Raw genomic sequence first — 22539 nt, forward strand, 5'->3', positions numbered from 1 at the left:
AGTTTGCGGCGCCGTGGCATGCCTGGTGCAACCGGCCGGGCGGCCGCTGACGTTTCTGCCGCGTGAAGGCCCGGATGGCGCTCGCTGGAAACCTCGCGATGCACTCGACGGGGCACCCCGAACCCGGGTAACCTCGTTCGTGCCTCACTTGTCAACCAACCCCCGAGGCTTTGATGTCCGTTTCCAAGCAGGCCGACATAGCTCCGACCTTGCGACCGCCGCCCGCGTTACCGGCGGACGGCATGGTCATTTCCGCGAACTTCTCGGTCGGTGGCTTCAGTAAACGGTGGAACCACTGTCATCAGCTAGCCAATTTCCTCGCGAGGTACGCGAGCGCCAATGAGGATGACCCCGAGCGCCACGCGACCTTGCTATCGACGTTCTTCAACGAATTGCTGGAAGCGATATACCGGAATCACGGCGCCACCGGCGAGATCAAGATGCGGTTCCGCAAGAAGCAGAACCACATCCTCGTCGAGGCGGAGGTCCCGATCAACGAGCAGAGCGCCAAGTTCTACAACCATGCTGTCCAGCTGGCCAATCAGCCGGACCCGATGGCCTGGTATCGAGAGCAGCTAGAGCACGACGTTCCGGATGATGACGCTCAGGCGCTCGGGCTGCTCGAACTCGCGGTCGTCTACGGCTCGAAGCTCAGTATCTCCGAACCCACGAGCGGGGACTGGCTCCTCCTGGCGATTCAGTTCCCGTTCACTGAGGTAGAAGAACTATGACAGCTCCGATCGGTCGCGAATCCGCCGTACCGCCCTCGTCTGCGAGCGGCCTCCCTTCGTGGCGCTCGCAGGTGACCTTCAGCATGCGCGTCGACCAGACCGACCAGGAGGTTGCGCTCTCGGGCATGCTGCGGCCGTTCGGTGCCGATCAGATGAGGGCCATCCGCGGCACGCTGGAGACCGCGGCCAAGAACGCGAGCGGCGAGCTCTGCCTGGACTTCAAGCGGCTCAAGTACATGAACAACGTGGCATTCCTGGAGATCAACAGGTTTGTCCGTTGGGCCGTCGAGGCTCGTCCCAACCTCAAGATCAGGCTGATCATCTCCAGCGTCATCCCCTGGGCGATCCGCAAGTTTCAGGTCATCGCGGAGATCTACTCGAGCGTCTCCGTCGAGATCTACGACGTCGCGTTCTACCCGAGCCAGGGAATGCTCGAAGATGCCGAGTTCATCGACGTCCTCCGCCTCCAGGAGCGGATCATCTGGGAGCACGAGAAGACGGGGCTGACGAACCACGGCCTCTACCCGGGGATGAAGATCGCCGACATCGCGTGCGGCTTCGGCGACTTCGCGATCTTGCTCCAGAAGGAGTTCAAGCCAGAGCACGTCACCGGGGTCGATCACTCGCGGCCCGCGCTCCGGTACGCGCAGGACCACATACGGCGGCTCGGGCTGGAGAACGTCGAGTATCAGTACGGGGACGCCGCGGCGCTGCTCCTGCCGGACAACTCGTTCGACTTCGTGTCTTGCCGCCTGTCTCTCCAGGTCTTCCCGCAGCCCGAGCGCATCATGCAGGAGCTCTACCGCATCTGCAAGCCGGGCGGCCGGATCTACATCACGAACGAGCTCCTGTCGTGCGCGTACGGCTATCCGGAGCAGGACCTCATCCGCGCGACCTACAAGCGGTTCGTCGAGCTCGGCAGGTCGATCGGGATGGATCTCGATACGGGGATAAAGACGCGGCAGATCCTGGGGGAGGCGGGCCTCGAGGACATCCGCGTCAACCTGATCGACATCAACAACATGAACACGGACTGCTTCGACTTCGCGCGCGTCGTCGAGTGCTGGATCTCCGTGACCGCCAACATGGCCCGGACCGCCGGCGCCCCGCCGGACTACCACGCGGAGCTGAGCACCGGGCTGCGCGCTCACATGGCGGCCATCACGCACCCGCACGGCCTCGCCTCGTGGCCGATCTATGCCGGCTCCGGCCGCAAGCCGATGCGGGTCATGTGAGGGGAGGCCGGGTCATCATGCTCCGTCGCGTCGTGATGCCGATCGAGTGGCCCAGGGCCGTGCCGTTAGGAGATTGCCAGCCGTGAGCGTCCAACCTCGGAACCCTGGCGAACAGCGGCCTCAGAGCCTGCTCTTCCAGTTCAGGAAGTTCAGCACCAAGATCATCTTCGTGACGGGCGTGAGCGTCCTGCTCGGCGCCGTGTGGAACGTCGTCGTCGGGCGGCAAGGCATCCACCGGCTGAGCAGCGAGGCCGCCGCGGAGATCGAGGCAGGCCTCAACTCGGCGAACCGCGAGTACCTCACCAATCACCTGGAGGACAAGGCCACTCACGTCAACCTCAGGCTCGGCGAGGCGTACAGGGATCTCCAGACGCTCGCCGGCATCCTTCAGACCGTGATCGATCGCGAGGAGGAGATCGCCCCGTTCCTGCGGACGGCCGCCGACTTCCCGTATTTTCGCGATCAGATGAAGTACAACCCGAAGGGGAACTGGTACCAGAACGATCCGAGCGAGCCGAGCGTCGTCAGCGTCTGGGGCTACCTGGGGAAGGACGGGACGATCCGGCCCGAGGTCCAGAGGGCCGTCGACGAGACGGCGTTTCTCGATCTGATCCTGCCCGCGTTCGGCAAGTACGGCGCCGACAAGCTCCAGATCTATTACATCGGCCCCGAGGACAAGCCGTATGTGCGGCTGACGCCGTACACGGACATGGCGTCGACCTTCGACAGGCTGTATCCGGGGCACAACGACCAGGGGTGGTACAAGTTCTTCTTCCCCGGCATCGCCGAGAGCTGGAACGAGTGGGCGAAGGACCCCGCCGGGCTGGATGCGCACCCGGATCAGACCACGGTCACGGCGCCGTACGACGACGCGGCGGGCGGCGGCATCGTGATGACGGCGTTCCACCCGCTCTGGGCGAAGGACCGCAAGACGTTCGTTGGGTCCGTCGGCCTCGACCTGACGCTCGCGCAGCTCATCGCGTCGATCAAGGACGTCAAGCTGGCCACGGCGGGCTTCGCCTTCCTGGCGCAGGCGGACGGGAACGTCTTCGCGGTCAACGAGCTCGGCGCCAAGACGCTGCGGCTGCGCACGGACGCGGGCGCCGGCCAGAACTCCGGCGTCGGCATGCTGCAGCGGTTCTTCAAGGACAGCGAGGACGCGGGGGTGTCTGGCATCGTCCTCCCGAACGATGATAAGGTCGACTACCGGGAGATGGTGATATCGGGCGAGACGTACATCATCGCCCTCCAGCGGCTCGCGCCGGTGAACGGCTGGGCCGGGCCGGACGCGCGCATCGCCAAGGAGCGGTGGACGATGGGCTTCGTCGTCCCGAAGAAGGAGATGTACGCCTCGCTCCTCGCGGCGCAGAAGAGCATCGAGAAGAGCAGGACGGTGATCGTCGGGACCCAGGTCCTCATCACGATCGCCTCGTTCCTCGTGCTCATGCTGGGCGTCTACCTGATCTCCCGCAAGATGACGGGCGCGCTGGTCGCGCTCTCGACCGGCGCGACGCGGATGCGCGAGGGTGATTACGGCGTTCGCATCGACGTGAACTCCGCGGACGAGATCGGGCAGCTCGGCGTCGCGTTCAACGAGATGGCGAGCGAGATCGAGGCCTACACGAACAACCTCGAAGAGCTCGTCGGCGAGCGGACGAGGGCCCTCGAGAAGGCGAACGAGGAGATCAGCGAGCTGAACGCGAAGCTCGCCCAGGAGAACATCCGGCTCGGCGCCGAGCTCAACGTCGCGCGTCAGCTCCAGCTCATGGTGCTCCCCGCGCCGAGCGAGCTCCAGGAGATCCCGGGCCTCGACATCGCGGGCTACATGGCCCCTGCGGACGAGGTCGGCGGGGACTACTACGACGTGCTCCGGAGCGACGGGCTCGTCAAGATCGGCATCGGCGACGTCACCGGCCACGGGCTGGAGAGCGGCGTGCTGATGCTCATGGTCCAGACGGCCGTCCGGACGCTGCTCGCGGCCAACGAGCGGGATCCGAAGAAGTTCCTGAGCATCGTCAACAAGGTCATCTACCAGAACATCCAGCGCATCCGGTCAGACAAGAACCTGTCCCTGACCCTGCTCGACTACAGCGACGGCGAGCTCCAGCTCACCGGTCAGCACGAGGACCTGATCATCGTCCGGAAGGACGGGACCCTCGATCGTGTCGAGACCATGGGGCTCGGGTTGCCGATAGGCATCGACCTGGATATCAGCGATTTCATCGGTAGCATCGAGGTGAAGCTGGAGCCCGGGGACGTCGTGACGCTCTTCAGCGACGGGATCACCGAGGCGGAGGACTCTGCAGAGGAGCAGTACGGAATCGACCGTCTGTGTCAGGTGATCTCGCGAAACCACGAAAGAACCTCGCGGGAGATCAAGGACGCTATCATCGAGGACGTCTTGGCGCACGTAGGCTACAACAAAATCCATGATGACATCACTGTACTTGTCATTAAGAGGGTATGAGCAAGGGGGAGACTGGGCATTACCATGAGCGAAATCATCGGCGTCTACTCTTTAGACGATTCGTTCAGCGAACACATGTCGCTGACGTTGTACCCCGACTCGTTCGCGGTGAGATGGAGCCTTTGTAACCTGACGGCCAACTTCATGGCCGAGTACTTCGGCGAGCTCTTTCCGGAGATAGACGGCGAGGACAGGCTCATCAGCCGAGACGAGGTCTCAGGCGCCATCGGGTACGTTCTGAACGAACTGGTTGAGAACGCCGTCAAGTTCAATCAGCACGGTGACATCACCGTGACCGTGGGTATCGGGCGTGAGGACCTGGTGTGCCTCGTCAGCAACCAGATCACGAACGCCGCCGTCCCCTCGCTCCGTGAGAAGCTCCTCGAGCTCACGCAGGAGGACCCTGGGGAGCTCCTGCGTCGGCAGGCGGAGGCGAACGCCGAAGACGCGGAGAACGCCGGGTCGGGGCTCGGGTATCTCATCATCATGAATGATTACGGTGTGAGTCTTGGGTGGAAGCTGGACCCGATTTCGGTCAACAGCTTCAGCATCAAGACCATGGCCAGGATTCCTATTTTGAATGAAAGGTCGAGAATGGAAATCAAAGGTGGTAACTATCGGGTTTGGTACGATCCCTCTGAGGTGGTGGTGTACCTGGAAGGCATCCTTCGTCTTGGCGGCACCACCGAGTACGCCCCCATCGAGGAGCTGCTCGACAAGGTCCTGGCCACGAACCCTCCCACCATCACACTCGACGTAAGGGCGCTGAACTTCCTGAACAGCTCGGGGATCAACGTCCTCTACAAGTTCGCGATCGCCACCAGGAAGAAGGGCGAGCTCCAGCTCATCGTCCGTGGGTCGAAGTCCATCCCGTGGCAGGGGAAGTCGCTGCCCAACCTCAAGAAGTTCAATCAGAACTTCGAGATGATACTCTGTGATTGAGATCGGATGGGTTCTTCCGTCCAACCCGAATCGCGTCCAGGTCGAGCCATGACTGCACCCAAGGACATCAGCTCGATGCACTCCAGAGGCTTCCTGCAGAAGCAGAGCAATCTGGATGCCATCAGGGCGATCGTGAAGGAGCGGCAAGCGTGGAACACGTTGCTCCGCGAGGAGGGGAACTTCACAGACTTCATGGAGCGCTGCAGCGCGCTGCTGGAGTACGTCGACAAGCTGAAGCTCGACTTCGACGACCTCTCCCTGGTGCACGAGGCGATCCTGGAGCACGCGACCAGCATCGAGAACGAGCTCGAAGGGTACAACCGGGCCATCGACGACGACCTCGCGGTGGCGCGGCAGGTCCAGCGCGCCCTGCTTCCGGAGGCGAGCGGGGCCATCGCCTCGTCGTTCGACATGGCGATCTTTCACAAGCAGCTCGCCCAGGTCGGAGGAGACTACTACGACTTCTTCTACCTTCCCGGCGAGCGCCACGCGATAGGTGTTTACGATATCTCAGGTCACGGAGTATCGTCGGCGCTCATCATGGCGTTTCTGAAGGCGCAGTTCGCCCACGCTACCAAGCGGCTCGATAGCCCGGGGGCGATCGTGGACTGGGTGAACCGGAGCGCTTACTCGTTCCTCCGGGAGGTTCGCCGGTACGCGACGGTGAACTTCGTCATGTTTACTGACCGATTCCTCCGCTACGTCTCGGGCGGAGGGTACGGGCTCCTGGTCCGTCGCGGTACGCCTCGCTCGTTCAACCGGGTGAGCAACTTCATCGGTCTGCGCATCAAGCCATTTCATGAGTTCGAGCTGCCGTTCGAGGAGGATGACGTCCTCGCCTTGTACACAGACGGGATGTTCGAGGCGCAGGACGCGAGCGGGGAGATATATTCCGTGCAACGTCTCAACGAAATCGTCGTCAAGCACAGCGAGGAACCGGTGCAGGTGATCCTCGACCGGTGCATCGAGGACTACACGCGGTTCCGGGTCGCGGACGCGGACGACATCACACTGATCATCCTGCGAAGGTGCGCCTGATGAAGCCCGAGAAGAATCATTCGCAGACGTCGGTCGGTGCATCGATATATATCTCTCCGATCGATCACATCACGGGCGACGTGGCCGGCCTGCTTGCGAACTTTTTGGACGCGCTTCTGGTGAGGTTCTATCCCAGACGGATCTGCCAGAAGGTCAACGTGGTGGTCACGGAGCTGGTCACCAACGTGCTCCAGCACGGGACCGAGCGTGAGAGCGAGGTGCGGCTCGATCTGAGCATCGATCCCGATCGATTGCTCATCAAGGTATCCAACCGCGTTACGCCGGAAGAGTACCGGACCGTCAAGGCGGTATTCGACGAGATCTTCGCCGCGGAGGACCCGAGAGAGCTCTTTGCCAGGACGGTGCGCGAGAGGCGCAACGATCGACGCAGGGGCGGTCTAGGGCTCATTCGGTTGACCGCCGAGAACAAATTCCATCTCTCGACGCAGTACGTCGATGGAATCCTCGTCGTCCAGGCTACTTTCCCTTGAAAAGGCTGCGTATGTTTTCCACGAAAGGTCGCGTATGAAGGCTCTCAGCTATGGAGAAATCACGGATGGCGGGCTGAGCGTCTTTCAGTCGGTCGCCCGGCTCGATGACGACAACCGCCTCGTCTTGACCTTCGAGGGCGCTATCCGGATCGACAACCCGTACCGGTACCTGTCGAGCTACCTGGACGAGCTCGCCCGAGTCCTCCCGCAGCACCCGATCACGTCCACGGTGATGGATTTCGTGAAGATGCGGTTCTGCAACTCGAACGGCTTCTACGTCATCATGGATATCGTGGACGCCGTGTACAACCTGGTGCCCGGCCGGGTGACCGTGCGGCGGATCCTCGACGATGACTGGCAGCACGAGACGCTGCCCATCCTGCTGAACCTGAACGAGGAGCACGTGGCCGCGCGGACGACGTTCGAGGACGTCAAGGAGACCTAAGCGTGGGGGTGTGGGCTGGGTAGGGCTGCCGGCGATGGACACACCTTCGAACGAAGCGGACGTAGAGAGGTTCTTCGCTGTCTGTCCCGATCCGCTGTGTGTTCTGCGGAGCGATGGATCGTTCCTGCGTGTGAGCGGCGCCTGGGAGCGGACGCTCGGCCTGGGGACGGAGGATCTCGTCGGCCAGAGCCTCCTCGATCTCGTGCACCAGGACGACGTCGTCGCGACCAGGGAGCAGATGGATCGGCTCCGGCAGGGGCCCGTCACGCTCGGGCTGGAGAACCGGTGCAGGAGCAGGAGCGGCCTCTACGTCTGGCTGTCGTGGTCGATGCTCTCGGTACCGAGCGAGGGGCTCGTGTACGGCTGGGCGCGCAACGTGGGCAAGCAGAAGCGCCTCGAGCGGGCGCTGATGCAGCGGATCGAGACCAAGATGCTGGTCGCGTCGATCTCGGCCCATTTCATCAACGTGAAGCTTTCGGACGTCGACCGAGGCTTCCACTCGGCGCTCGCGGAGCTCGGCAAGGCGCTGCGCGCCGACAGGACGAGCCTCTTCCTCCTCGCGGAGGACGGGCGGCGGTTCCTGAACACGCACGAGTGGTGCGCCGAGGGGGTGCCGTCGCTGCGCGCGGAGCGGGGGGTCGTCTCCAGGGACGTGTATCCGTGGCTCGTCGAGCGGCTGTTCCGCCTTGAGGTGTGCGACGTGCCGCGCGTGGCCGATCTGCCGGATGAGGCAGCGAGCGAGCGGCGGGCCTTCACGGAGCTCGGGATCGCCTCGCTCGTCCGGATGCCTGCAGCGTACGCCGGGCGGCTCGTGGGGGTCGTGGGGCTCGACGCGGTGCGATCCACCCGCGCTTGGGACAAGAGCGTCCGGGCGCTGCTCCAGGTCATCGGCGAGATGTTCGCGATCACGCTGGAGCGCATGCGCGCCGAGGAGTCGCTGCGCGCCGTGGTCGAGCAGCAGGAGTCGATGCGCGCGGTGATCTCGCGGCAGGAGTCCGCGATCGAGACGCTGTCGACGCCGATCATCCAGGTCTGGGACAGCGTGCTCGTGCTGCCGCTCGTCGGCAGCATCGATCGTCACCGGGCGACCGAGATCACGGAGAAGCTGCTGCACACGATCGTCGAGACGAAGTCGCGTTATGCGATCGTCGAGGTGACGGGGGTCGAAGAGGTCGACTCCACGACGGCGCAGCACCTCATCAGCATGCTGCAGACGATCGAGCTGCTCGGCGCGCAAGGGGTCGTGGCCGGGGTCCAGCCGCAGGTGGCGCAGACGGCCTCGTCGCTCGGGGTCGAGCTCTCGTCCGTCCAGGTGCATCGGGACCTCCAGGAGGCGCTGAGGTGGTGCATCCGGGAGCTCCGGGCAGACCGGGGGACAGGGAAGCGGCGGCGGGGACGGCGGTAGCTCCCGCTTCGCGCCGCGTTCTCCCCCCCGAACGTTTACGTGGACGTTTACGTGGTCGTGAACGTGGTCGTGGTCGTCGTCGTGGTCGTTAACGGCCTATCGTTGACGACCACGACCACGACGACGACGACGACCACGTAAACGTTCACGACGACGACCACGTAAACGTTCACGACGACGACCACGTGAACGTTCACGACGACGACCACGTGAACGTTCACGACGACGACCACGTGAACGTTCACGACGACGACCACGTGAACGTTCACGACGACGTGAACGTTCAGGTTGGTGACCGGGGGGCTGCGGTGGGGCAGCGCTCGCTCGGTCGGGGGGCGCGGGAGCTTGACGCAAACCCGGGGAGCGAATATTTCGTACACGAAGCATCGTGACAGCGACCCTGCCGCCGCCCGAGAGGCCGGAGATCGACGCCATCGTGGAGATGATCATCTATCTCTACACGGAGTCGCGCAGGCTCACGAAGGGCATGGCGAGCGGGTTCGGCCTCACCGGGCCACAGCTCACCATCCTCAAGCTGCTCGAGTCGTTCCAGGATCTCTCGCTGTCCACGCTGTCGGAGCGCATCCGGGCGCAGAACAGCACCGTGACAGGGATCGTCGATCGCATGGAGCGAGAGGGGCTCGTCCGGCGCGAACGCTCGAAGGCCGACCGGCGCGTCGTCCACATCCGGCTCAGCGAGAAGGGGGCGCGGCTCGCCCGCGAGATCCAGGTCGAACCGATGGAGATCTTCCGGAGCGCGCTGCTCAGCTTGAGCCCGACCGATCTGCGCGATCTGCTCCGGATCCTGACGAAGCTGCAAAAACAGGTGGTGTCGCGGGTCGGACAGAACCGGACTGAAGAAGAGCGACGGCGCTGAGGACGCGAAAGGGAGGCAGGGGGCATGAGAGAGAAGCCGACGTTCACCGGGGAACCGAGGGATCCGAACGGGCGAGATCCCGATATCTGCGTGGTGACCTGCGCGCTGACAGGGGTGCTCGCCGGCCGCAAGCAGTGCCCGGCCATCCCGTATACGCCGGTCGAGATCGCCGAGGAGGCGAAGCGGGCCTACGACGCAGGGGCGGCGGCTGTGCACATCCACGCGCGCAACGACGACGGATCTCCTACGTTCTCTCCGGCCGTGTTCGCGCGGATCAAGGACGAGGTGCGCCGGCGCTGCCCGGTGATCCTGAACTTCTCGACGGGCACCCTCCTCGACGACGTGAGCGAGCAGTGCGCGACCCTCCGGGAGAGCCGCCCCGAGATCGCGGCGCTCAACATGGGCACCATGAACTACTCGAAGTACTCCCGCGCGCGGAAGACCTTCGATTTCGACATGGTGTTTCCCAACACGTACGCGAAGATCAGCAAGCTCCTTCACGCCATGAACGAGGCCGGGACCAAGCCCGAGCTCGAGTGCTTCGATACGGGGCACACCCAGGGCACCTGGCCGCTCGTCGACATGGGGCTCCTCAAACCACCGCTCCAGTTCTCGTTCATCGTCAACGTGCTGGGCGGCATCCCCGCGCACGTGGAGTCGCTCCAGCTCCAGACAAGGATCATGCCTCCCGGCTCGGAGTGGGAGGTGATCGGGATCAGCCACGGGCAGTGGAGGATGCTGGCGGCGGCGCTCGTGCTCGGCGGCAACGTGCGGTGCGGGCTCGAGGACCACCTCTACCTGCCGAGCGGCGAGATGGCGCGCAGCAACGGTGAGCTCTGCGAGGTGGCCGTGCGCATGGTGCGCGACGTCGGCCGGAGGCCGGCGACGGTCGAGGAAGCCCGGCAGATCCTGGGCCTTCACGACGGCGGTGCGCCCGGCACGGCGGGAGGGGCGGCCTCGTGACGGCGCGCGCGTACACGGTCATCCAGGCGTTCTCCGCGGGAGGGGTCCTCCGGCTCACGCTGAACAACCCGTGGCGCAAGAACGCGATCGGGCCGGCGATGGTGAGCGAGCTCCTCGACGCCCTCGCGGCGGGCGCGGCGGACGAGACGGTGCGCTGCGTGGTCCTGACCGGCGCCGGCGACGCGTTCTGCGCGGGCGGGGACTTCGCGCAGATCTCGGGCGCCGACGGGGCGCCGCCGCCCGAGATGAAGGGCGATTACGCGGACCTCCTGCTCGCCTTCGCCAACTCGAGCAAGCCGATCGTGGCGCGGGTGAACGGGCACGCGCTCGGCGGCGGGCTCGGGCTCGTCGCGGCGTCGCACTTCGCGATCGGCGCCCGCGGCGCCAAGCTCGGGACGCCGGAGATCAACGTCGGCCTGTTCCCGATGATGATCATGGCGGTGCTCCAGCGGCACGTCAGCCGGCGCAAGCTGCTGGAGATGATGCTCCTCGGGCAGCGCCTCGACGCCGACGAGGCCGCGCAGTGCGGCCTGCTCAACAAGGTGGTCGAGCCGGGCGCGCTCGACGCCGCGGTCGACGAGGTGACCTCCGCGATCGCCTCGAAGAGCCCGATCGCGGTGCGCCTCGGCCTGGAGGCGTTCGCGGCGCAGGACGATCTCGACCTCGAGTCGGCGCTGCCGCTGCTGCGCGAGCGGCTCGCCGGCTGCCTCGCGACGGACGACGCGCGGGAAGGGCTCCTGGCCTTTCTGGAGAAGCGAAAGCCCCGCTGGTCGGGCAAGTAGGCGCGCCGGGGCGCGCAGGGAGAGGTGGCCCGTGAACATGCGAGAGCTCGTGAAGGACCTCGAGGCCCGCCGGGAGCAGGTGCGGCGGATGGGCGGCGAGGAGCGCGTGGCGAAGCAGCACGCGCGCGGGAAGATGACGGCGCGGGAGCGGCTCGCGGCGTTCTTCGACGACGGCGTGCACTTCGAGGTGGGGATGCACGGCACGCAGATGGGGCTCGCGGCCGGGCCGGACGGGAGCGACAGGCCGCCGGCGGACGCGGTGGTCTGCGGGTTCGGCAAGGTCGACGGGCGGATGGTCTGCGCGGCGGCGTACGACTTCACCGTGAAGGGCGGCAGCATCGGGCACACGGGCGAGGAGAAGGTGACCCGGCTGCGGCAGATGGCGCTCCGCGGCCGCTGGCCGATCGTGTGGTTCATCGACTCGGGCGGGGCGCGCATCGATCCCGGCTCGATGCACCCGGACAGCATCTCGCTGTTCGCCGGCTCCGGGCACCTGTTCCGCGAGCAGGTGCACATGAGCGGCGTCGTGCCGCAGGTCGCGGCGATGGTGGGGCCAGGCGCAGCGGGCACCGCGTACATCCCGGGGCTCGCGGACTTCGTGCCGATGGTCAAGGACGTCGGCTCGATGGCGCTCGGCGGCCCCGCGCTCGTGCGCGCGATGACGGGCGAGGACATCGCCGAGCAGGAGCTCGGCGGCAGCAAGGTGCACGCGACGAAGAGCGGCGTCGGGGACGCGGAGTACCCGAGCGACGCCGAGTGCGTCGCCGCGGTGAAGCGGTACCTGTCGTTCTTCCCTTCGAGCTGCGACGAGGAGCCGCCGCGCCTGCCGGTCACGGATCCGATCGACCGGCGGGAGGAGTCGCTGCTCGACCTCCTGCCGGAGAGCCCGCGGCGCGCGTACGACATGCTGAAGCTGATCGACGCCATCGTCGATCACGGCGAGCGGTTCGACCTGAAGCCGCGGTGGGCGCGCTCGATCATCACCTGCCTCGCGCGCATCGGCGGCCAGCCGGTCGGCGTCGTGGCGAACCAGCCGACCCAGATGGGCGGCATCCTCGACGTGGACGCGTCGGACAAGGCCGCGCGCTTCATGCAGATCTGCGACGCGTTCAACATCCCGCTCGTGTTCCTGCAGGACGTGCCGGGGTTCATGATCGGCTCGAAGGTCGAGCACGAGGGGATCATCCGCCACGGGGCGAAGATGCTGCATGTCATGGCGGCGGCCACGGTGCCCAAGATCACGGTGGTCGTGCGCAAGGCGTACGGCGCGGGCTACTATGTGATGTGCGGGCGCGCGTACGAGCCGGACCTCATCGTCGGCTGGCCGACCGCGGAGATCAGCGTGATGGGGCCGGAGGGGATGCTCGGGATCGCGGCGAGGAAGATGTTCGGCGACGCGCCGCCGCCGCCGGAGGTGAAGCAGGGGATGGTCGACGCGATCCAGAAGAACATCGATGTGATGAAGGTCGCCGGCTGGGGGCTCATCGATGACGTGATCGATCCCCGGGACACGCGGAGGGCGATCGCGTGGGGGCTGGAGCTCGCGCGGAAGAAGCGGGTGGAGCGGCCGGAGAAGAAGCGGGGGATCCTGCCGGTGTAGATCGCGCCAGGGACGGCGTTCCCCGTCTCAGGGGGGCTACTTCGTTCTACGGGTCGTGATCCTCGTGTTCCGACGCCTGGCTGTCCTCGGGCTTCGGCGTCGGCACGGCTCTCGGCGCGGCCGCGTAGAACGGCTCTGGTGCGCTCTTCACGCGAAGGAGCGTCGTGTTCTTGGCGGGGACGACGGCCGTGTACGCGTCCAGGGCGAGCTCGGTGCCCGGCTCGTTCGCGTGCAGCGTGGCCGTGACCTCGTAGAGGCCCTCGCGGTTGAACGTGTCGGTGGGGCAGATCTCCCGGAGGAGGAGCGAGACGTCGACCGATGCGCCGGGCTTCAGCGTCTTGAAGAGATCGCGCGGGACCGCCCCGGTCGGCGGCGCCGCCGCGCAGTTCGTCTCGCCGTTCGGGCCGGCGACGTGGAACTCGAACATCCGAGACCGGAGGGCGACGGTCATGGGGCGCCTGCCAGCGTTCTTCGCGCTCACCCGGACGACGATCGAGCGAGGGCTCGCCGCGTCGGACCAGGGGTCGCTCGTGAGCTCCAGGCGAGGCGCATTGGCGTCCACGATCGGCTTGCCCCGCGGACCGGCGCCGCGGTCCTTGTCCGACGGAACCCGCTTTTCCGCGGCCTCGCCAGCTGAACTGTCCGCGGACGTCTGGGCCGCTTTGTCGTCCGTAGGTTGAGCGGCCTTGTCGCTCTGGGGCTGAGCGGCCTTGTCGTCCTGGGGTTGAGCGGCCTTGTCGTCCTGGGGCTGAGCTGTCGGGTCCGCCGGCGACGGCGTCTTGGCGTCGCCCGCGTGTTCCGTCTCCGTGGCCTCCTCGTGGGGCAGGCCGTAGCTCAGCACGACGGTGGGCCCCGCGAGGCCGGGCGCAGGGGCGAATGCCGGCGGATGGTCCGTCGACTCCGCAGCGAACGGAGCCGCCGGCGGCTTCTTCGACCACTTGGGCGGCGGACCCCAGCCATACCAGGCCTTCACCACCGACCCGCCGGCGAGCGCCGCCTCGTCCTTGCCGAAGCAGAGCAGGCGCGGATCGAAATGCTCCATGTACGACTGACCAGGCGCCAGGAGCAGCGCGCGCCGCTCCGGGAAGCCGCTCGGCTTGAGCCCCGCGGGCGCGGCGCAGCGAACCGTCTTCTTCGTGCGCTTGTTCAGCGTGTCGACCTCCAGGCGCAGCAGCCGCACGTCCGCCGGGACGCGCATCGGCCGCGCCCCTTCGTTGTCGATCCGCAACGTCCATGGCCCGTGAGGCGACGGCGCGATGAGCCACAGGCGCGCCGGCGCAGGCGGCAGCGGCGGGGCTTCGGGCGCCTTCTTCTTCGCGCTCGCCTTGGGCGCACCGACGCTCGCCTTGGGCGCGGCGACCTTGCTCGCCGCGGGCGGCGGGGTCGCGCCTGCCTTCGGCCCCGCGGCGGGCACGGCGGAGCCCGGCCCCTCGGTCTGCTGCGCGGGGCTCGACTTCTCCTCCGCGAGCGCAGGGCTCGACGCGAGCCCCATCACGGCCGCTGCAGTCGGAGCGATCGAGGTCAACAGACGGGCGATCCGGACGAGACGTATGCGCATGGAGGATCCGTTCGGGAGCGAACGCTTCCGCTTTCTTTCCGGGGGCGTCAACCTTAGCGTAGCCAGCGAGCCTGGCCTCCTCCGGAGCGCCTGGGCGCTCTCCCATCGCTCGAAGCGTGGTCATGCGCGGCCTCTACGCCATCGTCGACACCGACTCGCTCGCGCGCCGCGGGCTCGATCCTGCGGCCTTCGCCGAGGCCGTCCTCGACGCGCGCCCCGCGGCGATCCAGCTGCGCGACAAGCGGGGCGGCGCGGCCCAGACGCTCTCGCTCCTCCGCGCGATCCAGCCGCTGGCCGCGCGCGCGGGCGTGCCGCTGTTCGCGAACGACAGGGCGGATCTCGCGATCCTCGCCCGCTGCGACGGCGTGCACGTCGGCCAGGACGACCTCCCGGTGGCCGCGGTTCGCAGGCTGGCGCAGCGCGCTTCCGTCCCGCTGCGGGTCGGGCTCTCCACCCACACGTCCGCGCAGATCGAGGCCGCGCTGCGGGCGTCGAGCGAGCTCCGCGATTCAAGCGATTCCGGCGATTCCCTCGATCGCCTCGACTACGTCGCCATCGGGCCGATCTTCGCGACCTCGAGCAAGGAGCGGCCCGACGCCGTGGTCGGTCTCGAGGGGCTCGCGTCGCTGCGCGCCCTGGTCGAGCGGGCGCGTCCCGGGCTCCCGGTCGTGGCGATCGGCGGCATCTCGCTGGAGAGGGCGGCCGAGGTGGGCGCGCACTGCTCCGCCGCCGCGATCATCGCCGCGCTGCTGCCGGATCAGGGCACGCCCGCGCCGCGCGCCCTCGAGGAGGTGAGCGCGCGGGCGCGGGCGCTCCAGGCGGCGCTCGCGCTGGCGGCCGCGCGCGCGGCGCCCGCGGACAGGGGCGCGCGATGAGCCTCACGCTGCTCGCGGCGGCCGCCGCGGCGGTGGCCGCGACCGTGGGCTACATGGCGTCGCGCCGCGAGCGGGAGGCGCCGGGAGGGAACGGCGGCGAGCGCGCGCGAGGCGCGCCGGCGGCGCCCCCGGGGGACGCGCCGTGGCACGAGCTGCCGCTCGCGCTCGGCGACGTGGTCCTCGCCGGGAGCGAGGAGCGCTGGCTCTCGGGCGCGATCGTCGCGCGCGAGCGGGGCGAGATCGTCGCCGCGGTGTTCCTCGCGCCCGAGGGCGGCGCGCACGGGGCGGTCGTGGCCTTCCCCGCGCCGCGGCGCGAGATCCTGTGGCTCGCGCCTGCGGCGGCCGACTCGCCGGACGAGCCGCCGGCGACGCTCGAGATCGCGGGCGCGACGATGCGGCGGCGGGCGCGGCTGCCGGCGGCGCTCGAGCGGTGCGGGCAGGGCGCGCCCTCCGTGGGCGACGCAGGGATCATCGCCCTCTACGAGGGCGCCGGGCACGACGCGGCCGTGGTGCTCGCCAGCGAGGGGCGGATCCACGCGTGGGCCGGCCGGCGCGTCGAGGACGGCGGATACGACCGGCTGGGCGGAGGGGGCGAAGGCTGACGCCGGCCTGCGCGGCCTGCGCGGCATCGCAGCGTCGCGCGGCGCCTGTCAGCCGACGACGCTGCGCAGCTCCGCGATCAGCGACGCCATCGCGAGGCTCGGCGAGGCGTTGCGCTCGAGCTGCGCCACGGCGCGGGAGACCGCCGCGTAACGCCGGGCCGACAGGCCTGCGCGGCGCGGATCGGACGCGACCGCGGCGCGGGCCTCGCGGGCGAGCGCGGCGTTCAGCGCGCGGAGGTCGTCCTTGAGGGCGCCCTTGTCGCGGTCGACCGACTCGGCGAACGCGACGGCGGGGCCGAGGTCCCGGGCGGCCGCGGCGTCGAGGACACCCTTCACGAAGGCGTCGCGCGAGGCGGTCTGCTCCTCGTCCGCGAGATCGAGCGCCGTGGACGCGCTGCCGGCGGCGAGCTCGACGGCGAGGTCGTGCCGACCCTCGGGCACGCCGCGATCGCGGAGGACGCGGCGGATGAGGGCCTCGGAGAGCGGGGCGAAGCGCACGGGCAGGGTGCGCGAGCGGATCGTGTTGAGCAGGCGGTCGCCGCGCGAGGTCAAGAGGATGAAGTGGGTGCCGGGCCGCGGCTCCTCGAGCGTCTTGAGGAACGCGTTGGCTGCGCCGACGCTGAGGTCCTCGGCGTCGCGGACGATGAACACCCGAGCGCGCCCCTCGTGGGGCGGGTAGGCGGCGTGGGCGAGCACGATGGATCGGACCTGGTCGACCGAGATCTCGGTCAGCTCGTCGCGGCTCCGGCCGATGACGGCGGCGGGGTAGAAGTTCTTCGCGACGATCTGCACGTCGGGGTGGAGCGGCGCCGCGGGGCGCCCGTCGGAGCGCGCGGCCGCGCGCCGGCACGCGTCGCAGCGGCCGCAGCCGAGCGGGTCGCCCCCGGTGCAGACGAGCGCCTGGGAGAGGGCGACGGCCGCGAGCTCCTTGCCGACGCCCGGCGGGCCCTCGAAGCGGTAGGCGTGGTGCACGCGGCCCGCCTCGAGCGCGCGCACGAGCGTGCCGATCGCGGTGTCCTGGCCGAGGATGTGGGAGAACGGCACGGCCCGCTATCTAGCACGACCCGGGGTCGACCTGGTCCCGCTCCGCGCCGCGCGCGGCCGCCCGGCGGCGGCGCCTGCCCGCGCGATGTGGCGTCCTCGTCCTCGTCATCGTCCCAGCGCGCCCGCTCGCGCCGCGATGTGGCGTCCTCGTCATCGTCATTGCGCGTGGCGGTGATAGGTTGCCGCGCATGCGCGTCCTCGTGCTCGGCGGCACTCGATTCATGGGTCATTTCCTGGTCTATCGCCTGCTCGCGGCGGGCCACCAGATCACGCTGCTGAACCGCGGCGCCACGCCCGACACGTTCGGCGATCGGGTCGCGCGGGTCCGTTGCGATCGCGCGGCCGGCGATCTCGCGCAGGCGCTCGGAGGCCGCGAGTTCGACGCCGCGGTGGACTTCACCGCGTACACGGCCGCGGACGGCCGCGCGGCGGCCCAGGCGCTCGGCGGCGGGCGCGTCGGCCACTACGTGATGATCAGCACCGGCTCGGTGTACCTCGTCCGGGAGGCGTGCCCGCGGCCGTCACGCGAGCGCGACTACCACGGCCCCCTGCTCCCGGAGCCCGCGGGCGAAAAGGACCGCGAGGCGTGGTCTTACGGCATGAACAAGCGCGGCTGCGAGGAGGAGGTCGCCGCCGCCTGGCAGAGGGACCGCTTCCCCGCCACCGTCCTGCGCATCCCGATGGTGAACGGGGAGCGCGATCCCTACCGCCGCCTCGATCGGTACATCGTCCGCATGCTCGACGGCGGTCCGCTGCTCGTCCCGGACGGCGGCGGACACCTGGTGCGGCACGTCTACAGCGGCGACGTCGTGAGGGCGATCGTGAAGCTGCTCCTCGCGCCGTCGACCTTCGGCGAGGCGTACAACCTCTGCATGGACGAGACGCCGACGCTCCCCGAGCTGCTCGAGCTCATCGCCTCGCTGCTCGGCGCGCCGGCGCGGCTCGCGCCGATCCCGTCGGCGGCGCTCAGGGCCCGCGGCATCGATCCGGTCGCGATGTCGCCGTTCAGCGATCGCTGGATGTCGCTGCTGGATCCAGCGAAGGCAAAGGCGGAGCTCGGCTTCCAGCACACGCCGCTCCGGCGCTGGCTGGAGACGGTGATCACGTCGCTGCTCGCGAACCCGCCGTCCGAGCCGCCGGACGGCTACGAGAAGCGCGCGGAAGAGATCGCGCTCGCGGCGGAGCTCTCCGGCGCGGGGAGGGGTGGAGGGCGCTGACCCTGCGGGGGCGCCTTCGCCCGCGGGGGGATAGAGAGGCAGGCGGGCGCTTTCGTTGAACCGGCGTCCGCCTTCTGCGAACCATCGGACGGAGGGAGATCTCGCGATGCAGGATGTGCAACCCAAGCGGGTGCTGGCGGCCATCGACGCCTTCCTGAGCACGCCGCTCGACGCGGCGCTGTCGCGGCACCGTGAGGCCGATCCGGCCGAGCGCGCGCTCGCGCTGTTCCACGAGGTCGCCGCCGCTGTCCCTGCCTACCGCCGCTTCCTCGCGGAGCACGGCGTGGACCCGGCGGCGGTCCGGACGCCCGCGGATTTCGCGGCGCTGCCGGTGATCACGAAGCAGAACTACGTGCTCAGGCACCCCATCGCGGATCTGTGCCGCGGCGGGCGAATCGAGCCGTGCGACATGATCGCGGTCTCCTCGGGCTCGACGGGCAAGCCGACGTTCTGGCCGCGCTCCATCACGGACGAGCTCCCGGTCGCCCGGCGCTTCGAGCAGGTGTTCCACGACGGCTTCCGGGCCGACACGCGCCGCACGCTCGCCGTCGTGTGCTTCGCGCTCGGCTCGTGGGTCGGCGGGATGTACACCGCCGCGTGCTGCCGTCACCTGGCGGCGAAGGGGTATCCGATCACGGTCGTCACGCCGGGCAACAACAAGGACGAGATCTTCCGCGTCGTGCAGGATCTGGGGCCGGCGTTCGAGCAGGTCGTCCTGCTCGGTTATCCGCCGTTCCTGAAGGACGTCATCGACACGGGGCGGGCCCGGGGCGTCGACTGGGCACCTTTCCGGATCAAGCTCGTGATGGCCGGGGAGGTGTTCAGCGAGGAGTGGCGGACGCTGGTCGGCGAGCGCGTCGGGTCGACGTCGCCCTGCTACGACTCGGCTTCGCTGTACGGGACGGCGGACGCCGGCGTGCTGGGCAACGAGACGCCGCTCAGCGTCGCGATCCGCCGTTTCCTCGCGCGGAGGCCGGACGCCGCGCGCGCCCTGTTCGGGCAGGACCGGCTCCCCACGCTCGTGCAGTACGACCCGGCGGAGCGGTTCTTCGAGCAGCGCGAGGGGATGCTCCTCTTCTCGGGCGACAACGGCGTCCCGCTCGTCCGTTACGCGATCCTCGACAGCGGGGGCGTCACTCCACACGCGGAGATGATGGCGGCCCTGGCCGGCTTCGGCTTCGACCCGCGGCGGGAGCTCGACGGGGAGCGCGGGGCCCGGGATCTCCCGTTCGTCCATGTGTTCGGGCGCTCGGATTTCACGGTGTCGTACTTCGGGGCGAACATCTATCCGGAGAACGTGGTCGTGGGCATCGAGCAGCCCGGCGTGAAGGAGTGGGTGACCGGGAAGTTCGTGCTGGAGGTCCGCGAGGGCGCGGACAGAGATGTGGTCCTCTCGGTGGTTGTGGAGCTCGCGCCGGGAGAAGGGGAGAGCGAGGCGCGGCGCGAGGCGGCGGAGCGGTCGATCGAGGAGCACCTCGTCCGGCTGAACAGCGAGTTCAGGAACTACGTGCCGGCAGGGAAGCGAGCGCCGCGGGTGACGCTGCGGGCGGCGGGGGATCCGGAGTACTTCCCGCTCGGGGTGAAGCACCGGTATACGCGCAAGCCGGCTGGGTGACGGCATCTGCGTTCGACGCGCCCTGCGTCATTCTCTGGACGATTCTTGCCCTGTGCCTGCGCTCGCTGGGCCTGGCAGCCCGGCCGTGGCTGGGGCCATGTTTCATGGCAAGGCCGTGTAACCGAGCGCGGACGTCGACGGCGGTCACTCGGCCATGTGCATGTGGACGATAGGGGTGAATCGCGGTCAACGCCGATGGGGAGAAGAGGCAGATTCACGGCTCGTCGTCTATGATCTCGGCCTCGTCCAACGGATCGAGCTCCGCGCCGTCCTCGTCCGTGGGCGGGGCCGGGGTGATGGAAGCCGCTTCCCAGAGCGCCCAACAGAAGGACGCCACGTCGGGGAATCGCTCCGAAGCCTCGAACTCGATCGCTCGCTCCAGCACCTTCCGCACCGCGTCGCTGCACGGCAGCCGCTCGAGCACCCGCCCCGGATACCGCATCATGATCGGCGGCAGCTCCGCCCCATAGAGGCAGAACACCGCCGTCATGCCGAGCCCGTACACGTCCGCGCGCGCGTCGGCGTCCTGCGGGCGGTGCATCAGCTCCGGCGCCGCATAGAGGAAGGTCCCCAGCGCGCCGCTCCTCGTGCCCCCCGTCGTGTCGCGCGCCCAGACCAGATCGAAGTCCGTGATCCGGGGCAGCCCCTCTCCGTCGAGCAGGATGTTCGCCGGCTTCACGTCCCGGTGCACGAGCCCCCGCTCATGAGCGAACGAGATCGCCTCTCCAGCGCTGAGCAGCATCGGGATCACCCGCTCTGCTGGCAGCCGCTTCCCGATGACCGCGCTGTGCACGTCCTCGCCATGGACGAGCTCCATCACGAAGTAATGCCAGCCGCTGTCCTCGCCCTTGGGATCGAGCATGCGCACCACGCCGGGGTGGTCGAGCTCCGCCATCGCGCGCGCTCCCCGGAAGAACCGCTCCCGCCGGCTCTCGTCGCCCGCCAGGTTCGGGTGCAGCACCTTGATCGCGACGGGCAGGTCGCCCCGCCCCGCGTCGAGCGCGCGCCACACGGTCGCGAACCCGCCGCGCCCGACCCGTTCCAGCAGCAGGTACCGGCCGTCGCTCAGCTCCTCGCCGACGTGGAGCTGGCCGCCTTCCCTGCGCTTGCGCCGGAGGTCGACGATCTCCCGGTCCACCTGCTCGGTGCTCGCGCCGACGGCCCTCAGCCTCGCCTGCCGCTTCCGCGCGGCGGCGATCTGCCTGTCGACATCGCGGATCGCCTCGTCTGCTTCGCGCAGGCTCATGCCGAGCGCGCCGGGCAGCGCGGTTGCGCCGGCGAGCGCCGCCTTCGGCCGCGCGCTCGCGGCGGCTTCCTCCACCCCCGCGCGGATGCCCTGTACAACCTCCCTCCACGCTTCATCCGGATTGGCCCAGCTCGCCACCGCGGTTCCATCGCGAGGCAGCGCCTGGAGCTCCGCCAGCGGAGTGCCCTCCAGGTCGCACGCGCGCACCAGGATGGGCACCACGCGCGCCTCCCCGCTGCGATGCCGCTCCAGCGCTCGCCCGAGCTCGCGCTCGTAGCAGCTGTCCGAGGCGAGGAACGCCTCGCTCACCAGCAGCAGCACCACCTCGGCGGAGGAGAGCTCCGCCGCGATCGACTCGTCGTGCCTCGCGCCTGGGCCGATCCGGCCGCGGTGCCACGTGCTCACCAGGCCCTGCCGCTTGAGGGAGGCGAGGTGCGCCTCGAGCGCCTCGAGGTGCGACCGATCCGCGGGGGCGTAGGAGATGAAGACGTGGGCCGCCATGCGCAGGGGAGCGTCGCTGCGGCGGCGAGCTCGCTCGCGTCCCGGCCGCCCGCTCCGCGTCGACCAGGCTACCAGACGCGGCGCGGGCCCTCGACCCTCCGTGGATCCGCGCCGTCCGGGCCGTGGAAGCGGCCGGGGGGCTCCCCGGGGCGCGGGCCGTCGACCCGTGAGGTCGAGATGCCCACGACGCCACCGCGGGGCCGCGCTCGTCGCGCTCGCTCAGCCTCTTCGCCTGGTCGTTGCTCGGTCCCTCCGGCCAGCGTCGCCGCGCGCCACGTCGGCTGTCGCCTCGGTGGTGCCAGCGGCCTTCGTCCGTGGGACGCGCTCGTTGCCGTCGCCGTCCGGCGCGCGCAGCCCGACGTCGCCGCCGTCGCATCGCATCACGTCGAACGAGGCGTGCCTGCGCGGATCGAGCGAGGCGCGCCTGTGCGGCAGGAACGGGAGCGCGTCGTGCCTCGTGATCTCGACCTTGTTCTCTTCGTCGATCGTCACGGTGAACGTGCGGTCCACGTCGCACGTCGTCTCGGGGTCAGCGAGCTGACCGCGCACATGGAAACTGGCGGTCGTGGCGCCGTCGTCCATGCGGGCGACGATGGTCCTCGACTCGTTGAAGGCGCTGATGGTCATTCCGGACAAGGCCGTCACGACGGGGGGCTCGGTCCACTCGCCGTCATGGTTCAGCTGAATGAGAAGGGGAGCCAAGGGATCATCCTCGGGATCCTTGTTGAACCACCCCGTCGCCCACAGCCCTTGCCAGGAGCTGTGGGCCACATTGACGCACTCGAGCGGTGGAGACGGGGGATTGGTCGAGCCGTCCTCCTCACACGCGGTGAGCCCCGCGGTCGCGACCACGAGCAGCAACTGCTTCGCTCTCTCCCTTTTACCCATCTCCTGTCCTTCCTGCC

General features: G+C 68.7%; 21 protein-coding genes. 16 read left to right on the forward strand and 5 right to left on the reverse strand.

The genetic code is table 11. The features are described 5' to 3' along the window. The first annotated feature begins 173 nt into the window (after window positions 1–173). From WMF14_RS10275 to WMF14_RS10310, 8 genes are all read left to right on the forward strand, one after another. The gene (locus WMF14_RS10275) at window positions 174–731 is read left to right on the forward strand and encodes a hypothetical protein (RefSeq protein ID WP_272101454.1); all 558 of its coding nucleotides are present in this window, start codon (window positions 174–176) and stop codon (window positions 729–731) included. Window positions 732–802: 71 nt separating this feature from the next. Beyond that, window positions 803–1966, forward strand: coding sequence for a methyltransferase domain-containing protein (locus WMF14_RS10280; RefSeq protein ID WP_272101455.1), 1164 nt, complete (start codon window positions 803–805; stop codon window positions 1964–1966). Window positions 1967–2048: 82 nt separating this feature from the next. Beyond that, window positions 2049–4433, forward strand: coding sequence for a PP2C family protein-serine/threonine phosphatase (locus WMF14_RS10285; RefSeq protein WP_437800451.1), 2385 nt, complete (start codon window positions 2049–2051; stop codon window positions 4431–4433). Window positions 4434–4457: 24 nt separating this feature from the next. Beyond that, complete coding sequence (locus tag WMF14_RS10290) at window positions 4458–5375, forward strand: slr1658 superfamily regulator (RefSeq protein ID WP_012234413.1); 918 nt, start codon at window positions 4458–4460, stop codon at window positions 5373–5375. A 48-nt stretch (window positions 5376–5423) separates the two neighbouring features. Beyond that, window positions 5424–6413, forward strand: coding sequence for a PP2C family protein-serine/threonine phosphatase (locus tag WMF14_RS10295; RefSeq protein WP_044964406.1), 990 nt, complete (start codon window positions 5424–5426; stop codon window positions 6411–6413). Beyond that, entirely contained in the window at window positions 6413–6904 is a 492-nt protein-coding gene (locus tag WMF14_RS10300; RefSeq protein ID WP_231864758.1) for an ATP-binding protein, read from the forward strand. The genes WMF14_RS10295 and WMF14_RS10300 overlap by 1 nt, the downstream gene beginning before the upstream one ends. A 34-nt stretch (window positions 6905–6938) precedes the next feature. Continuing rightward, entirely contained in the window at window positions 6939–7349 is a 411-nt protein-coding gene (locus tag WMF14_RS10305) for a hypothetical protein (RefSeq protein WP_012234416.1), read from the forward strand. A 34-nt stretch (window positions 7350–7383) separates the two neighbouring features. After that, window positions 7384–8754: an STAS domain-containing protein gene (locus tag WMF14_RS10310; protein WP_437800453.1), complete on the forward strand. Its 1371-nt coding sequence runs from the start codon at window positions 7384–7386 to the stop codon at window positions 8752–8754. Between the two features lie 47 nt (window positions 8755–8801). Here WMF14_RS10310 and WMF14_RS10315 read toward each other — a convergent pair whose 3' ends face one another. Beyond that, window positions 8802–9134, reverse strand: a complete 333-nt coding sequence (locus WMF14_RS10315; RefSeq protein WP_437800455.1) for a hypothetical protein — start codon at window positions 9132–9134, stop codon at window positions 8802–8804. A gap of 8 nt (window positions 9135–9142) precedes the next feature. Between WMF14_RS10315 and WMF14_RS10320 the strand changes: the two genes are divergently transcribed. The 4 genes from WMF14_RS10320 to WMF14_RS10335 are packed head-to-tail and all read left to right on the forward strand — an operon-like array spanning window position 9143 to window position 12976. Continuing rightward, entirely contained in the window at window positions 9143–9631 is a 489-nt protein-coding gene (locus tag WMF14_RS10320) for a MarR family winged helix-turn-helix transcriptional regulator (RefSeq protein ID WP_272101458.1), read from the forward strand. 24 nt (window positions 9632–9655) lie between these two features. Further along, complete coding sequence (locus WMF14_RS10325; RefSeq protein WP_437800457.1) at window positions 9656–10594, forward strand: 3-keto-5-aminohexanoate cleavage protein; 939 nt, start codon at window positions 9656–9658, stop codon at window positions 10592–10594. Further along, on the forward strand, window positions 10591–11376 hold the full coding sequence (locus WMF14_RS10330; protein ID WP_437800459.1) for an enoyl-CoA hydratase/isomerase family protein: 786 nt from the start codon (window positions 10591–10593) through the stop codon (window positions 11374–11376). The genes WMF14_RS10325 and WMF14_RS10330 overlap by 4 nt, the downstream gene beginning before the upstream one ends. Before the next feature lie 37 nt (window positions 11377–11413). Continuing rightward, the gene (locus WMF14_RS10335) at window positions 11414–12976 is read left to right on the forward strand and encodes an acyl-CoA carboxylase subunit beta (RefSeq protein ID WP_272101804.1); all 1563 of its coding nucleotides are present in this window, start codon (window positions 11414–11416) and stop codon (window positions 12974–12976) included. Window positions 12977–13022: 46 nt separating this feature from the next. Here WMF14_RS10335 and WMF14_RS10340 read toward each other — a convergent pair whose 3' ends face one another. Beyond that, window positions 13023–14534, reverse strand: a complete 1512-nt coding sequence (locus WMF14_RS10340; RefSeq protein ID WP_437800461.1) for a hypothetical protein — start codon at window positions 14532–14534, stop codon at window positions 13023–13025. Between the two features lie 122 nt (window positions 14535–14656). On the opposite strand from WMF14_RS10340, the gene WMF14_RS10345 reads away from it, so the two are divergent. Then, a complete protein-coding gene (locus WMF14_RS10345; protein ID WP_437800463.1) occupies window positions 14657–15409 on the forward strand; it encodes a thiamine phosphate synthase in 753 nt (250 codons plus the stop codon). After that, window positions 15406–16011 carry a hypothetical protein gene (locus WMF14_RS10350; protein ID WP_272101463.1) on the forward strand — a complete coding sequence of 202 codons (606 nt, stop codon included), beginning with the start codon at window positions 15406–15408 and terminating at the stop codon, window positions 16009–16011. Before WMF14_RS10345 ends, WMF14_RS10350 begins: the two co-directional genes overlap by 4 nt. Window positions 16012–16059: 48 nt before the next feature. On the opposite strand, the gene WMF14_RS10355 is transcribed toward WMF14_RS10350, so the two are convergent. Then, on the reverse strand, window positions 16060–17055 hold the full coding sequence (locus tag WMF14_RS10355) for an ATP-binding protein (RefSeq protein WP_272101464.1): 996 nt from the start codon (window positions 17053–17055) through the stop codon (window positions 16060–16062). A gap of 188 nt (window positions 17056–17243) precedes the next feature. Between WMF14_RS10355 and WMF14_RS10360 the strand changes: the two genes are divergently transcribed. After that, on the forward strand, window positions 17244–18272 hold the full coding sequence (locus WMF14_RS10360; RefSeq protein WP_437800465.1) for an NAD-dependent epimerase/dehydratase family protein: 1029 nt from the start codon (window positions 17244–17246) through the stop codon (window positions 18270–18272). 106 nt (window positions 18273–18378) lie between these two features. Continuing rightward, entirely contained in the window at window positions 18379–19887 is a 1509-nt protein-coding gene (locus tag WMF14_RS10365; protein ID WP_437800467.1) for a phenylacetate--CoA ligase family protein, read from the forward strand. A gap of 214 nt (window positions 19888–20101) precedes the next feature. Here the strand turns inward: WMF14_RS10365 and WMF14_RS10370 are convergent, their stop codons facing one another. Both WMF14_RS10370 and WMF14_RS10375 read right to left on the reverse strand, forming a co-directional pair. Next, entirely contained in the window at window positions 20102–21634 is a 1533-nt protein-coding gene (locus tag WMF14_RS10370) for a protein kinase domain-containing protein (RefSeq protein ID WP_437800469.1), read from the reverse strand. Window positions 21635–21853: 219 nt separating this feature from the next. Beyond that, window positions 21854–22522, reverse strand: coding sequence for a hypothetical protein (locus WMF14_RS10375; RefSeq protein ID WP_437800471.1), 669 nt, complete (start codon window positions 22520–22522; stop codon window positions 21854–21856). Window positions 22523–22539: the final 17 nt, after the last annotated feature.

The organism is Sorangium sp. So ce693, assembly GCF_051521375.1.
Lineage (GTDB): Bacteria > Myxococcota_A > Polyangia > Polyangiales > Polyangiaceae > Sorangium > Sorangium atrum.